General features: G+C 63.3%; 14 protein-coding genes. 4 read left to right on the plus strand and 10 right to left on the minus strand.

The genetic code is table 11. The features are described from left to right. Window positions 1-20: 20 nt before the first annotated feature. Together repB and repA are read right to left on the minus strand one after the other, a co-directional pair. On the minus strand, window positions 21-1,022 hold the full coding sequence (repB, locus tag C1A35_RS27535; protein ID WP_104667421.1) for a plasmid partitioning protein RepB: 1,002 nt from the start codon (window positions 1,020-1,022) through the stop codon (window positions 21-23). Window positions 1,023-1,025: 3 nt separating this feature from the next. Further along, window positions 1,026-2,222 (minus strand): plasmid partitioning protein RepA, encoded by a 1,197-nt coding sequence (gene repA / locus C1A35_RS27540; RefSeq protein ID WP_440271571.1) that lies wholly within the window; start codon window positions 2,220-2,222, stop codon window positions 1,026-1,028. Window positions 2,223-2,503: 281 nt separating this feature from the next. On the opposite strand from repA, the gene C1A35_RS27545 reads away from it, so the two are divergent. Next, complete coding sequence (locus C1A35_RS27545; protein ID WP_234823033.1) at window positions 2,504-2,710, plus strand: hypothetical protein; 207 nt, start codon at window positions 2,504-2,506, stop codon at window positions 2,708-2,710. 138 nt (window positions 2,711-2,848) lie between these two features. Next, window positions 2,849-3,628, plus strand: a complete 780-nt coding sequence (gene hutC, locus C1A35_RS27550; RefSeq protein ID WP_199773043.1) for a histidine utilization repressor — start codon at window positions 2,849-2,851, stop codon at window positions 3,626-3,628. A 218-nt stretch (window positions 3,629-3,846) separates the two neighbouring features. Here the strand turns inward: hutC and C1A35_RS27555 are convergent, their stop codons facing one another. From C1A35_RS27555 to C1A35_RS27585, 7 genes are all read right to left on the minus strand, one after another. After that, window positions 3,847-5,100: an adenylate/guanylate cyclase domain-containing protein gene (locus tag C1A35_RS27555; protein WP_104667423.1), complete on the minus strand. Its 1,254-nt coding sequence runs from the start codon at window positions 5,098-5,100 to the stop codon at window positions 3,847-3,849. Window positions 5,101-5,245: 145 nt separating this feature from the next. After that, a complete protein-coding gene (locus C1A35_RS27560) occupies window positions 5,246-6,715 on the minus strand; it encodes a sensor histidine kinase (protein ID WP_104667424.1) in 1,470 nt (489 codons plus the stop codon). After that, window positions 6,712-7,386 carry a response regulator transcription factor gene (locus tag C1A35_RS27565; protein ID WP_104667425.1) on the minus strand — a complete coding sequence of 225 codons (675 nt, stop codon included), beginning with the start codon at window positions 7,384-7,386 and terminating at the stop codon, window positions 6,712-6,714. The genes C1A35_RS27560 and C1A35_RS27565 overlap by 4 nt, the downstream gene beginning before the upstream one ends. Before the next feature lie 70 nt (window positions 7,387-7,456). After that, entirely contained in the window at window positions 7,457-7,837 is a 381-nt protein-coding gene (locus C1A35_RS27570; RefSeq protein WP_104667426.1) for a hypothetical protein, read from the minus strand. Between the two features lie 250 nt (window positions 7,838-8,087). Next, a complete protein-coding gene (locus C1A35_RS27575) occupies window positions 8,088-8,333 on the minus strand; it encodes a hypothetical protein (RefSeq protein WP_234823034.1) in 246 nt (81 codons plus the stop codon). A gap of 414 nt (window positions 8,334-8,747) precedes the next feature. Continuing rightward, the gene (locus C1A35_RS27580; protein WP_104667428.1) at window positions 8,748-9,515 is read right to left on the minus strand and encodes an EAL domain-containing protein; all 768 of its coding nucleotides are present in this window, start codon (window positions 9,513-9,515) and stop codon (window positions 8,748-8,750) included. 76 nt (window positions 9,516-9,591) lie between these two features. Next, a complete protein-coding gene (locus C1A35_RS27585) occupies window positions 9,592-10,353 on the minus strand; it encodes a hypothetical protein (RefSeq protein ID WP_104667429.1) in 762 nt (253 codons plus the stop codon). Window positions 10,354-10,631: 278 nt separating this feature from the next. Between C1A35_RS27585 and C1A35_RS27590 the strand changes: the two genes are divergently transcribed. Together C1A35_RS27590 and C1A35_RS27595 are read left to right on the plus strand one after the other, a co-directional pair. Then, window positions 10,632-12,017 (plus strand): sensor histidine kinase, encoded by a 1,386-nt coding sequence (locus tag C1A35_RS27590; RefSeq protein ID WP_104667430.1) that lies wholly within the window; start codon window positions 10,632-10,634, stop codon window positions 12,015-12,017. A gap of 5 nt (window positions 12,018-12,022) precedes the next feature. Next, window positions 12,023-12,664 carry a response regulator gene (locus tag C1A35_RS27595; RefSeq protein ID WP_104667431.1) on the plus strand — a complete coding sequence of 214 codons (642 nt, stop codon included), beginning with the start codon at window positions 12,023-12,025 and terminating at the stop codon, window positions 12,662-12,664. Window positions 12,665-12,825: 161 nt separating this feature from the next. Here C1A35_RS27595 and C1A35_RS27600 read toward each other — a convergent pair whose 3' ends face one another. Then, complete coding sequence (locus tag C1A35_RS27600; protein ID WP_234823035.1) at window positions 12,826-13,380, minus strand: hypothetical protein; 555 nt, start codon at window positions 13,378-13,380, stop codon at window positions 12,826-12,828. Between the last annotated feature and the right edge of the window lie 159 nt (window positions 13,381-13,539).

Consider the following 13,539-nt stretch of genomic DNA (forward strand, 5'->3'; position numbering starts at 1 on the left):
AGCCTTTTTCTTTTGCTCAGTTAGTCTCCTGTTTCCTCTTGATATTCGAGGTACAGAGATTTGAGCCTCTGCCTCACGAAATCTGCAAAGCCGGGTGCCGTCTTGCTGTTGAAGGCAAGCGTCGTCTCTCCGTCCGTTTCACGGATACGCACCGGGGTTGTGTTGTCCGGCGCCAGCCATGGGATCGGCTTGGCGCGCGCCTTGGTGGCGCTCAAGAAGGTGCACAGAGCGTCAAAGCGCTGATCGCTGCCGGCCTTCTGAAATTCTCTGCGTTGCATGAAGGCGTCTGCGGCTTCGGGCTTGCCGTCCTGTGCGAAGAGGTCGGCGAGTTCGAACCAACGGCGCCGACCGATCGACGGTGCAGGACCGATGGCCTCGATCGCCGCAATTGGTAGCCGGCGAACAACTGAAATCATCTTCGACAGGGCGGCTTTGTCGACGCCAAGCGCGGACATGATGATCTCGCGCGAAAACCCGCGATCCTCGAGGCGGCTGGCAAAGAGCGCGCGCTCGATGAAGGAAAGATCGGAACGCGCGTTGTTTTCCTGCCCCTGCGAGACGACCAGCTGCTCGTCGTTGAGCGTGCGGACGACGGCACGAACGCTGCTGCCGATCTCACGGGCGGCAGCGAGCCGGCGATGGCCGTAGGCGACCTGGTATCGCCCTTCGGCAGTCGGATGCGGCCGCACCAGGATCGGCACCTGTTGCCCGTGCTCTCGCATCTGATCGGCGAGGCTCAATTGGGCTTCGGCGGCAATGCCGAGGCGATCGGCGATGAAGGATGCGTCGATGAGCGCGGGATCGAGTTCGACGACGGTCAGCCCTTCGGCGAGCTGCCGTTCGAGTTCCTGGGCGCGCTCGACCTTCTGCGTGATGTTCGACAGCGAACGGGTGATGCCGCCGACGGCAGTCGGTGGTCGCGCGCCGGCATTGAGCCCGGCGATCGGCCGGTCATTGCCCGACGCGAGGCTGGCGTCGTCGATGCGCTCGTCCGATATCGCGATCAGGTTCTTGCGGGCCATGGATTACTTCCTCCCCCAGACCTTGCGGACCAGATCCTCGATCTCGCCGTTGACCAGGTTGAGCGAGTCCATGGCGCGATCATAGGTGCCGCGGACAAACTGGGAGCGCTCGACTTCGTAGAGCGTCTGCTTCGTGACGCCGGCATCCGAGATGGCCGTCGATTTCACCATGGCGTTCTGCAGCATGCGATTGCCGAAAATGGCGCGCATGAAACCGGTCATCTGGCTCTGAGGACCGTCGTTGGGTTCGAACCGCGTTCCGAGATACCGCATCCAGTCATAGCTGGTGCGCCCGCCCGCCTTCTCGACGACGCTCATCAGCTCGCTCGTCATCGACAGGAACTGCGACATCGACATGACGTCGAGCATCTGCGGGTGCACTGTGATCAGTACCGAGGTCGCGGCGCACAGCGCCGACATGGTGAGGAAGCCGAGCTGCGGCGGGCAGTCGATGACGACGATGTCGTAGAAGCTCTCGATATCGGCGAGCACGTCGCCGATGCGGGCGAAGAAAAGGGTCTCGGCGGCCCCACCCGTCATCATCGCCTTCGGCGTTTCGTGCTCGAACTCCATGAGTTCGAGGTTGCCGGGAATGAGATGCAGGTTGGCGGTGTAGGTTGATCGCACGATGTCGGCGACCGGTCGCGGGGCGTCATAGCGGATTGCGCCATAAAGCGTTTCGCCTTCGCCGACATCCAGTTCCGGCTGGTGGCCGAACAGGGCAGAAAGCGAGGCCTGCGGATCGAGATCGATCGCGAGGGTGCGATAGCCGCGGAGCGCCAGATATTGGGCGAGATGGGCGGCTGTCGTCGTCTTTGCAGACCCGCCCTTGAAGTTCATGACGGACAGCACCTGCAGCTTTTCATCGCCGCGCCGGTGCGGGACATACTTGCCCGACTTGCCGCCATCGTCGAGAACGCGACGGATGCGTTCTATGTCAGAAACCGCATACAGGCGCCGACCGTTTGACAAGGGCGCCGGGCCGTGGCCCTCTGAAGCCACCTGCCTCAGGTAGCCTTCGCCGATTCCGATGAAGGCGGCCGCCTCGGCAGGGCTGAAGAGGCGCATCTGCTTTTGTGCCTGCGGGGGGAAGATTTTCTTCTGGTGCTGCTGCAACTGATGGGCAAGCTCCAAAGCATCGGCAGCCAGAAGCGTCGGCAGATGCTCCTGTACGTCCTGGCTTTGAATTTTTTGCTGCAGCATTGATATCCCCGAAAACTGCGCAAAAATCGTCATATCCGGACAATATGCGCAGATGCACTATGCTCCGATTCGGCGCGGTTTTACAAATGCATAGCGTTTTGGCCGATGGGCCGCTCTGGCGCGCGAAGGGAGCTGGCGCGGCCCGTTGGGTTGTCCGCGGACAACTGCCGTAAAGGCATCAAACCATCCTCAATTAAATCATAGATTTAATAGACTATTGACAGCCGATCCGATTGTGTCAGGATTGTGTCCAGTAGCGATCGGACGCACGGAGCTTCATGATGTTCTATCTCGGCGGTATGACCCTCGGCTATCTTGCGCCGCCCCCGCCCAAGGCGGCGAAGACAAAACGGCTGGCCGGAGCGGATGTCGAAGTCGCGACGGCCGCCGACAGGACGGCGTGCGAAGACGCCGATCGCAATCAGGCCGATCGCAATCAGGAATGGGCGCGCGCATTCCTGACACCCTGGCACCTCCTCTACTGAGGATCGCAAGGAGGGCGTAACGCGCAGGCGAAACGTTGACAGCTGTCAACGGCGAGAGCGCTTTCTACCGTCGTGGAAAAGCGTGATTGTGAGAGAGAAGGGCTGTTTCGCGGCTGCGAATTGATTAAGTTCGCTGTCATGGACACCAAGCACGATCGATCCGTTTCAAGTGACCCGCCCGCTAGCGGGGCCGACAATCAGGGACAGGCGCTGTCGCTGCACCAGCGCATCCTCGGTGACGTCGAAGGGCGCATTCTTTCCGGCGAGTGGCCGCCCGGGCACCGTATCCCGTTTGAACACGAACTGACCGAGCAATACGACTGCTCGCGCATGACCGTGAACAAGGCGCTGACAGAACTCGTCAAGCGCGGACTGATCGAGCGGCGCCGCAAGTCGGGAAGCTACGTTACCTTTCCGCAGGTCCAGTCCGCCGTCATGGAGATCCACGACGTCAAGCTCGAAGTTCAGTCGCTGGGGCTAGACTACAGTTTCCGCGTGGACGAGCGAAAGGTGCGCAAGGTCGAGGGCAGGGATCGCGAGCGACTGGATCTTCCGACTGCGAGCAAGCTGCTGGACGTGACATGCCGGCATTTTGCCGGCACGCGTCCCTTCTGCTTCGAGGAACGGTTGATCAGCCTTGCTGCCGTTCCGGAGGCGGAGGAGGAACTGTTCGAGGCGGCGGCGCCCGGTTCGTGGTTGCTCGGCAAGGTGCCGTGGAGTACGGCCGAACATCGCATTCGCGCGGTGGCAGCCAGCAAATCGGCAGCGCAGGCGCTCGATATCGCCACCGGCACCGCCTGCCTGGTCATCGAGCGGCGCACCTGGAGCGGGCGGGCGCCGGTCACGCATGTGCGGCTCACCTATCCGGGCGACCGCCACGAGCTCGTTGCGCAATTCGCGCCAAGTCCGATCGGCTAAATCATGTCGGGCCATGTGCGCAGCGGTTCGTGACGACGAACCCGCGCAATAGTGCGTCGCGCGCAGGTTTGCCTAATGCGCCTTAAGATATTGATTTGTCACATGTCGTTATCGCAGCGGCTACGCACTTTTGCGCGACATGCTCCAGTCGCGGGGATCGGTTGTCCGCGGACAACCGATGGATCGCACTTGCCGAGGGGAGGGCGACGCGGCGCCGATTATCCTGCGGCGACGCGCAGCTTCGGTGCTGGTTCGTTGCCGGAAAAAGCGAATACCTCGATGGGTTCACCGATGCCCCTGACCGGGTAGGCGCCGAGATGCTCCATACTGGAGGCGCACCCGGCCAGCTCGACAAAGGCGCGCGACAAGAGCACCGGACGCTTGGTTTCCTTGGTCAGGCTTTCGAGCCTCGAGGCGATGTTGACGGCGGGGCCGATGACGGTGAAGTCGAGCCGGCGGCGCGAGCCGATATTGCCATACATCACGTCGCCGACATGCACGCCGATGCCGTAGCCCAGCGGCTCGCGGCCTTTCGAGAGGTTGTCCTGGTTGAGGGCGGCGATGGCTGCCTCCGCCTCCCGGATCGCCTGGAGCAGATTCTCCGCGGCGTCGGGGTTGCTTAGCGGAAAAATCGCCAGCAGCCCGTCGCCCATGAATTTGAGGATCTCGCCGCCATGGCGCTCGATCGGTTCCGACATGGCGTCGAAATAGGCGTTGAGGAGATCGATCACGTCGTCGCGCGGCCAGAGGTCGGAAAGCTTCGTGAAATTGCGCAGGTCGCAGATCAGGATGGCGGCACCGACGGTGACGCCGCTGCCCCGAGTGGTGGCACCGGCAAGGATCTGTTCGCTCGCGTGCGGGCCGACATAGGTTTCGAGCAGCGTTCGGACGAAGCGGTTCTTCAGCCTGATTTCACTGACCAGTGCCAGCGCCGGGACGATTGCCGAGAGAAAGGCCAGATGCTCGTCCTCAAAGCCGCCCTTCCGGTCGGTGGTAAAGGTGACGATGTGGCGCTTGCCGAGCGTGTGCTCGAGCGGCCAGGCGATGTATTCCGTCAGCCCTTCGGCCCTGAGGTCGGCATAGAGTGAGTTCTGGGCCTGCTCTTCCGTCAAGTCCTCCAGGTTGGTTCGAACCTCCGCGCCACCGTTGTTGATCACGTAGAGCGGGCTGTTGATGTAGAGAGCAGTGTTCTGTGTGCCATAGTCGTAGAGATCGATTTCGCCCTCGGCCAGTCCCTTGCGCCACAGGATACGGGCGCCGAGCCACTGCGGATGGTTGATGCGGAAGTGCAACGTGGCGCGCGCGACGGGAACACCGGCTGCCTGCAGCCGTTCGCCCAGCTCGACAAGGATGTTGTCGATGAAGCGCTCGTTGCGCGTTTCGATGATCAGCCAATCGAGCACGCTTTGGCGTCGGGCCGGCCAGCTGCCATCCTCAGGTGAATTCGAGACGGGCTGCGATGGGGTCTGCATTGCTGTTCTCCATGACGCTCGAACGGGTGAACCCGCGTAAGCCGAACGGTGTATCGCAGCAAATGTGGAGCATCAGCAGCGCCTTGATAAGGGGGCAAGCTGAAAAGCTTTTGAGAAATCTGGGCGGCATGGCCACCTGGTTCTGTCAGGCGATTGGAGCTGCCGGTGCTGCTGCGGGTCGAATCCTGTCGATCAGCGGCAATTGCAGGCGCACCCGGGTGCCGCGCCACGGGCCGGCGAGGATGTCGATACGGCCGCCATGGAGCCGCGCGATCTCGCGGGCGAGATTGAGGCCGAGGCCGGCGCCGGTGGAGCGGGGCCGCAATCGATAGAAAGGCTCGAAGACGCGCTCGCGTTCTTCCGCGGGAATGCCGGGACCTTCGTCGTGGATTTCGAGCCCGCCGGCGCCATCGACGAGCACGGTGATGGTGCCGGCGCCGCCGCCATGTTCGATGGCATTGCGCAGGAGGTTGGCGACAGCCTGTTCGATCTGCCGCGGGCGCGCGGCTACCAAAGCGGCCGGCGCTTCGGCTTCGAATGCCAGCTCGTAGCCGGCTTCGAACGCCAGCGGCGCGAAGTCCGCCGCGATCGCCTTCCCGAGAGAAACGAGGTCCACCGTCTCGACCGGTCCGCCGGCCTGTTCGAGGACCTGCCGGTCAAGAAGCTGCTGGGCGAGATGCGAAAGGCGCTCGATATCCAACCTCAGGCGGGTGGTCTCAGGATCTTCCTGCAAGAGCTCGGCGCGGGTCCGCAGGATCGCGATCGGGGTGCGCAACTCATGCGCCGCATCGGTCAGGAAGCGGTTGCGCTGGTCGTATCCTTCTCCAAGCCGCGCCAAGGCCCTGTTGAAGGCTTGCACCAGAGGAGCGATTTCGGTCGGCACCTCCTCGGTTTCGAGCTGGACAGCGCGATTGTCGATGTCGATGCGCCCCGCCTGGTCGGCGGTCGAGACGAGGCTTTCGAGCGAGCGGCGCACGACGGCCGGCGTCGTCAGCAGGGTGGAGACGCCCATGACCAGAACGATTGGCAACAGGAAACAAAGGACGACGAGGACGAGCGTCGGCATGACCTCCATCCAGGCTGTCCTGCCGTCGAGGTCTCGTGCCATGTCGACATTGATGCTGATCTGCACGTCCAAGGGCCCATTGTCGCGCCGGGAAGAGACGGTCGCGGCAAGGATCTGGACCCGGCCGGCTTCGGTCTCGATATTCTGGAGGACCGCGTCCGGCAACGTTCCGCCTTCCTCGAAGAGCAATTTTGCCCCCTCGACGCGTCGGAGCAGATCATCGCCGGCTTCCTCGTAGGGGGCAGGGACGCTTCCGTAGTGCACGACCTGGCCGGCGCCGTCCCGGACGACGTACCAGAGATTGGGGTAGGATTGGCGAAGCTCGCGCAGTTCCTCGGTATCGCGCACGATCAGCGCGCCGGTCGCGTCGCGCCCGACGGCGCGGACGAGGACATCGGCGGCAGCTTCGTTGTCGACGAGGAGACGCGGCTGGGCGATGAACACGGCCAGAAAAAGCAGGCCGATGAAGACGCACAACGTGGCTGCCTGCAAAAGGATCAGCCGACGAACGAGCACCCATTGCAGCGAGCGCGGACGGGCCTTGGTCATGTCGTGGCGCGCAGGAGATAACCGAGGTTGCGGATCGCCCGGATCTCGACGCCGGCGCCGACGTCGTCGAGCTTGCGGCGCAGGCGCGAAAGATGGGAGTCGAGCGCGTTGGATTCGATCTCGTCTTCCATGGCGTAGACGGATTCCTCCAGCGACGCCCTGAGCACGGTTCGCCCGGGCCGCCGCATCAGTGCCTCGAGTGCCAGCCGTTCCCGGCGCAGGAGGTCGAGAGGCTTGTCGTCCACGGCCGCCTCGCGATGACGGAAATCGTAGATCAACCGTCCGACCTTGGTCTGCTCCGACTTGAGCGTGACCGGCCGGCGGACAAGGGCGCGCAGCCGCGCCATCAATTCCTCGACCGCAAAAGGCTTGGAAAGATAGTCGTCGGCACCGGCATCGAGCCCGCTGACCCGGTCGTTGATCGATCCGAGCGCCGTCAGCATCAGGACCGGCGCCTCGACGCCGAGGCTTCTGAGCTTCGGGATGAGGTCCAGCCCTTCGCCATCGGGCACCCGACGGTCGAGCACGACCACGTCATAGGGCCAGAGCTCGGCGACGGCTTCGGCATCCGCAAGCGTCGAGACGTGATCGACGATCACCTGGCGCCGCGCCAGGGCGGCCTTGAGTGCCGAGGCCATCTCCGGCTCGTCTTCCAGCAGCAAGATGCGCATGTCGGTGTTCCTCCCATGCCCGCATCCATGCGGGTCGCTGATCCGTCACTTCGCCTGCCCGCCCGACGCGTCATTCGCATTCCAGCTTCGGCTGGCGGAAGTTGGTGATATACCAGCGGCCGTGCTGCATCCGGGCGTAGAAGGTATAGAAACATTCCTGTTCCTCGACATAGCCCGGCGTCGAATATTCCTCGTAGCGCATTCCGCGCCGGGTGTCCCTGATTTCACCGCTGGATGTGCCGGAGACGACGTTCGTCGAGATCTTGCGCCACTGATAGGCCCGTTCGTTCCAGCCGAGGTCGAGGATGTTGGTCGGCGGACCATAGTCGATGATGACGGATTCGACCGGCTGGCCGATATAGGTCTTCATCGTGTCGGAAGCACAACCGGTCAGAAATGCGGCAGCGGCGGCGAAGCAGGCGAGGGTGCGAAACCCCTTGATGGCGAACATGGCGGATCCCGGTTTTCCTGCAGCGCCCGTCGTCCAGAGGACGCGCGATGCCAGCAGTGATCGTCGACGTGTCACCCGTCCGGAACGACTGCGATCCGGATCGATGTGACGTTTGATTGACCGGGAGCTAAAGGGCCAAGATTACAGGGGCATTGCAGGGGAGGGGCGGGACTGGCGAAAGCCGCCCGACGAAACGTCGGCAGGGCCGCCTGATGGCGTTCCGAGCGTGGTCAAGCTGCTCCGCGGGCGCTCAGGCGGCGCGGTTCGTTTCATTTTTCCGCTTCGTCACCTTGGGATCCGCTGCGTAGACCAGGCCTGGCGACACGATCCATTCGCCGGAGCGAAGTGCCAGCACGTCAAGGCCGCCGCCAATCAGGCGCGGCGCAACGCCGACGAAACGATAGACAAGGCCATCTCCATCCCGCACGGCTTCCCGTATGGGACGATCGCCCAGATAGCCGATAACCGCCCCCTCGAATGCGACATCCGCCAGCATGAAGTATTCCGTCGGCAGGCGGCGGCTTGTCTTGGAGGAGAGTTTGAACCCGTTCCTGAATTTCATAAGTCTTGCTCGTCATGGGACGCTTTGCGAACCGGGATGGGCCGGTGCGGGCCAGCGTCTGGGCTGTTTGCTGTGTTCGCGCCCGCAGCCAGGCGGTATCCCACCAACGGAAATCGGGCCGATCACTGGAAAGATGTATGCGGCGGCACCGTATGTTCCGGTGCGGCGCGCGCGACGTCTCAAGCCATCGAAAAGCGGCACCAGCATGGCAGGTGGCCGCAGGCGGGCATCGGCCCAGTGCCGCTTTGCTCTTGTCTAGCGCGGATCGGGATAGGGAATCGTTTGGGAAGCTGGGGCGGGAAGATCAGGAAAGCATAAAGGCGAAGCCGGGCGATTGCTCACGGTACGCTAGCAAAGCATCGCGTTTGGCGCATGGCGCAGTTCGCCGCCGAACAACGGGCTGAGCGTCGGTTCGGAAAGCAGAAAACCCTGGACATGGGTTGCACCGGCAGCTTGCGCCGCCTCGAATTGCGCATAGGTTTCAACGCCTTCGACCACCACGACCGGGGCGACGCAGGATGCGAGCCCCACCATGTGGGAAAGGAAACGCTCGGCGTCGGCGCGTCCAAGACGCAGGAAGAACCCGTCGATCTTGACGATGTCGACCGGCAGGGACAGAAGCGCCTCCGGCGTCGAGAAACCCGTTCCGAAGTCATCGACGGCGACACGGTATCCGAGGTCGCGCACGTTTCGCACGAAACGCTCGGCCATCGGAAGGGCCGTGATCGGCAGGCTCTCGGCGAGTTCCAGCACGAGACGCGAAGCCATCCACCGATGGGTGGAGAGCAGGTCCAGGAGAAGCGCCCTGTTGCGTTCGTCGCAGATACTCTCGACCGAGATGTTGCAGCCGAGGTCACCCGCCGGGTGTCGCGCCAGCCAGTCGAAGGCCAGCGTGAGCATGTGCCTGTCGAGTGCGGCGATGCGACCGGCCGCCTCCAGATAGCGAATGAACTCGCTGGCGGTCATGATCTCGCCGTCCGTCCTCACGAGCCTCCCCAGACATTCGGAATAGAGGACAATGCCGACATCGGCGACCGAATTGACGTGTTGCAGTGAAAAGCCGACGCGTCCTTCTCTGGCTGCGTGATCGAAGACTTCCACAACACGATCAAACATTTAAACTCCATGGGATGGGACGCGGTCCTGCTGTGGCCGCCGGCGCCCGGAAGGAGCGCCGGCGGCCACCTGTCGATTACTGGGCGATCTCGGGCTCCGGTTCGACCACAACCACGGTCGGCGCGGGCAGCGTGTTGCGGATTTCGTCGATCTTGCCGACCGTCGGACCTACACCGAGGATCCCTTTGGCTTCCGCGAGCATGTCGTCGGTTACCACGCCGTCCTTGGTGAAGCCCGCAAGCGCCTCGCGCAACGCTTCGTCGCTCAGCGCCGGGTCGGCCGGGATGGCGTCAACGCCGTTTTCCGCCTCGAACTGCGCATAGGCGATTGCGTAGGCGGAGACTGCCGCCATCTTCGGATCGTTCGAATTGAGATAGGCGTGGTAATTGCGGTTGAGTGAGCTGAACCCTCGCTTAGACCCGGGCGCCACCACGGGATCGACCACTGGATCGACCACCGGGGCCGATACGACCGCGACCGATTTGGCGGGTTTCTCGACTTTTGCCGACTTGGCTGCCTTGGTCGCCTTCGTTGCCTTGGTCTTGCTGCCGGAGGTCCCGGATCTGTGCTGCGACTTTCCGCTGGACTTGCCGGTCTTCGTATCCTTGCTTCCGCGGGCGCTGTCGGACTTGCCGTGACTGGAACCGCCACCGTGGCTGCCGCCATTGCCGCCACCGTTGCCGCCACCGCCACCATTGCCACCACCATTACCACCACCGCCGCCGTTGCCGTCCTTGGCGTAGGCGGAATCGATCAGCCCCAAGGTACCGGCGGCCACTGGCGCAACGGCCAGCGTCAAGGCCATGATGCTCCGGGCGATCAGCTTCGTCACAGGCATAGATATCTCCTCATTTCCAACCAGTCGTTCTCATTTGCTTACGGATGGAGGAACGACATTCGATGCGAGGACGATATCTGCGCCTCCGCAGCGGCGCCATCGGTCCCCGACCATTGCCTTTTCGCCTAGGACCTAGGTCCTATTTCCACGGGTCAAAGGTCCGAAGACGGCGGGGGAGATGGCGGTGTCATTGACCCTGTCATGAGAGTGGTTAGGTTGGCGCGGCCTTGCTACAATCGTCGCGCCGCACGAGCCGGCGGCCCGATCCGAGAGACCTGGTGCGCATTCATCGACTCATTACCCGCTGGAATTCGCAATCCCTTGCCAGGCAGTTCCTGCTGATCGGAGGAGCGGTCGCGGCCTTTGCCATGGTGTTGGTGGGTGCCTTCGTTTCCGACAGGATTGAAGATGCGGTCACGCGAAACTCCGCTGCGACGACGGCGCTCTACGTCGACAGCGTGATCGCGCCGCTGCTGCCCGACATGCAGACGAACGAGGTGCTCGACGAAACGGTCGCTCGTGCACTGGACGAGACCCTTGGCCAGGGAGCGCTGGGCGAACGGCTCCTCTCGTTCCGGCTCTGGCGTGCGGACGGCACGCTCCTCTATGCGAGCGACCAGGCCGCTGTCGGCACGAAGGTCGAACTCAGCGGCGAACTGCAGACGGCCTTCTCCGGAAGGATGGTCGCGCGGTTCGACCAGGAAGGGGATGTCGCAGCTGAAAAGGGGGCGGGCGTGCCGGCGCTTGCGATCTACAATCCCGTGCTGCAGCCCTGGTCGGGGCAGGTGGTTGCGGTGTCGGAATTTCATGAAGTCGCCAATGATTTTCAGCAAAGTCTCAATCAGGCCCGCACGCACACCTGGTTGGCCGTAGCAGCCTTCACGCTCGCCTTCTTTGTCGTGCTGTCGGCGATCGTGCTTCGCGGCAGCAAGACGATCGAAAGCCAGCGCCATGCGCTGGCGCAACGCGTCGACGAGCTTTCGGCATCGCTTGCGCAGAACGAAACGTTGCGCGGCCGGCTCCAACGTGCGTCGCAGCGCGCCACCGCGTTGAACGAAAGCTATCTGAGGCGCATCGGTGCGGATCTGCACGATGGCCCCGCCCAGCTCGTCGCCTATGCCTCGCTGAGGCTGGGGAGCGAGACCTTGAAGCGGGCTGCAACCCCAGCGGCCACACGCGAGCGCGAAATTGGTGCGATCAAGGCGAGCCTGGACGAGGCGATGCAGGAAATCCGCACGATCTGCGGTGGCCTGGTCCTGCCGCAGATCGAGACGGCCGGTCTCGCCGAAATCCTGCAGCGTTGCGTAAAGGCTCATCAGCAGCGGACGGGGTCCTCGGTCGAACTCCATCTGACCAACCCTCCTGATCGTCTCTCGCAGGCGGCGAAGATCTGCATCTACCGCTTCGTGCAGGAAACCCTCAACAACGGCTATCGGCATGCGGGCGGCGTGGGACAGCGGGTCTCGCAACGGATCGTCGGCGATCGCGTCACGATCGAGGTTGCCGATGGCGGTCCGGGTTTTGATCCGGACAAAGTTCCGCCCACAAGTCTTGGTCTTGCCGGCCTCAGGGAACGGATCGAAAGTCTCGGCGGAACATTTGAGGTCATCGTGGCCGCGACCGGCACCACCGTTCGCATGACGACCAGCGTCAAGGAGATCTGACAATCATGGTGGCAAGGATACGCGTTGCGGTGGTCGACGATCATCCTCTGTTTCGCGAAGGCGTGACCCGCAGCCTGTCGGAGATCGACGGCTTCGAGATCGTCGCCGAGGGCAGTTCGAAGGACGATGCGATCGAGATAGCGCAGAGCCTCGGGCCGGATGTCATGCTCATGGACATCTCCATGCCGGGCGGCGGGCTGGAAGCGATACCGGCGATCCTGGAGCTCGCCCCGGGGCAGAGGATCATCATGCTGACCGTTTCCGAAGATGGAGACGATGTGACCACGGCGCTCGACCGGGGCGCCACCGGCTATGTGCTGAAGGGGGTCGGCGCAACCGCGCTCGCCGAGGTCATTCGCACCGTGGCGTCGGGCGAGCGCTACGTGGCGCCGACCCTGTCGGCCAAGCTTTTGTCTCCCAAAGTGCCGGCGCCGCCTGGGAAATCCGGTCTGATCGCGAGCCTGACGCCCCGCGAGAAGGAAGTCCTGCAGCTGGTGGCGGCGGGCATGAGCAACAAGCATGTGGCGATCGAGCTGGACTTGCAGGAAAAGACCGTGAAACATCACATGACGCAGATCATGACGAAGCTGGGTGTCGCCAACCGCACCGAAGCGGCGATGGTGCTGCGCGACGCGCGCGAGCTGTAAGCCCCGAACATCGATCGAAACCGTGGATTAGCCGTCGCCGGCCTTTGGCGACGGGCCATCGTTCCGTGCCCGGTGGCGGCTTGGGATGATCGTGCGAAGGGCGCGCCAACGCCATGCGTGCAGTCAAACGCCTGACGAGCAGCAGCGACCTGAAAGAGGCTCTAATGCGCGAAGGTCTGCATGCGCTGCTTGTCGGCCGCCGTCGCGCGCCGGTTGATGATCGTCCGTCCGCGGGCGTCCTTCATGATATAGCGCCCCTTCCTGACTTGCTCGGTTATGCCGCCCTTGTGGCGGATGCCGGTTTCGCTGTCGCCTTCATCATCGACGGCGTCTTTGCTGGTGCGTGAGGCCTTGGAGTTCCCGCCGGAGCGGTTATCGTTGGCACTCCCTTTCCCGTTGCCACTGCCATTTCCGCCGCCGTTCCCACCGCTATTGCCACCGCTATTGCCGCCACTGTTCCCGCCGCTGTTGCCCCCATTCCCGCCGTTGCCGCCGCCGCTGCCACCGCCGTTCTTGGCAAAGGCAGCCGTCTCGGTGATCGACAGGCCTGCGGGCGTCAGGTCGAGCTTGTAGGGAAGGGTGGTTGCCAGGAGGACCGCCGAACAGAAGGATGCAGCAAGAAAAATTCGGCAGTTGGCCATTTCAGTCCTCTGGCGATGGTCGCGACACGCGGGCGGACGCGTTCCGGCGGATACCGGCAGCTCGACTTTGCTCATGGCCGGCATGGCCAGTCAACGTGCGTCTGCACCGGCGGCGCCTTCCCGGACCTTTCCCCGGCAGCGGCCGGACAATCGTCGGATTCCTCTAGGACCAAAGTCCGGCTCCGTGCGTCGCAATTGCCGACCGCCACCGCGGTTCGCGTCGAACGGCGCTCC

This window comes from Ensifer adhaerens (assembly GCF_002940685.1).
Taxonomy (GTDB): Bacteria; Pseudomonadota; Alphaproteobacteria; order Rhizobiales; family Rhizobiaceae; genus Ensifer; species Ensifer adhaerens_E.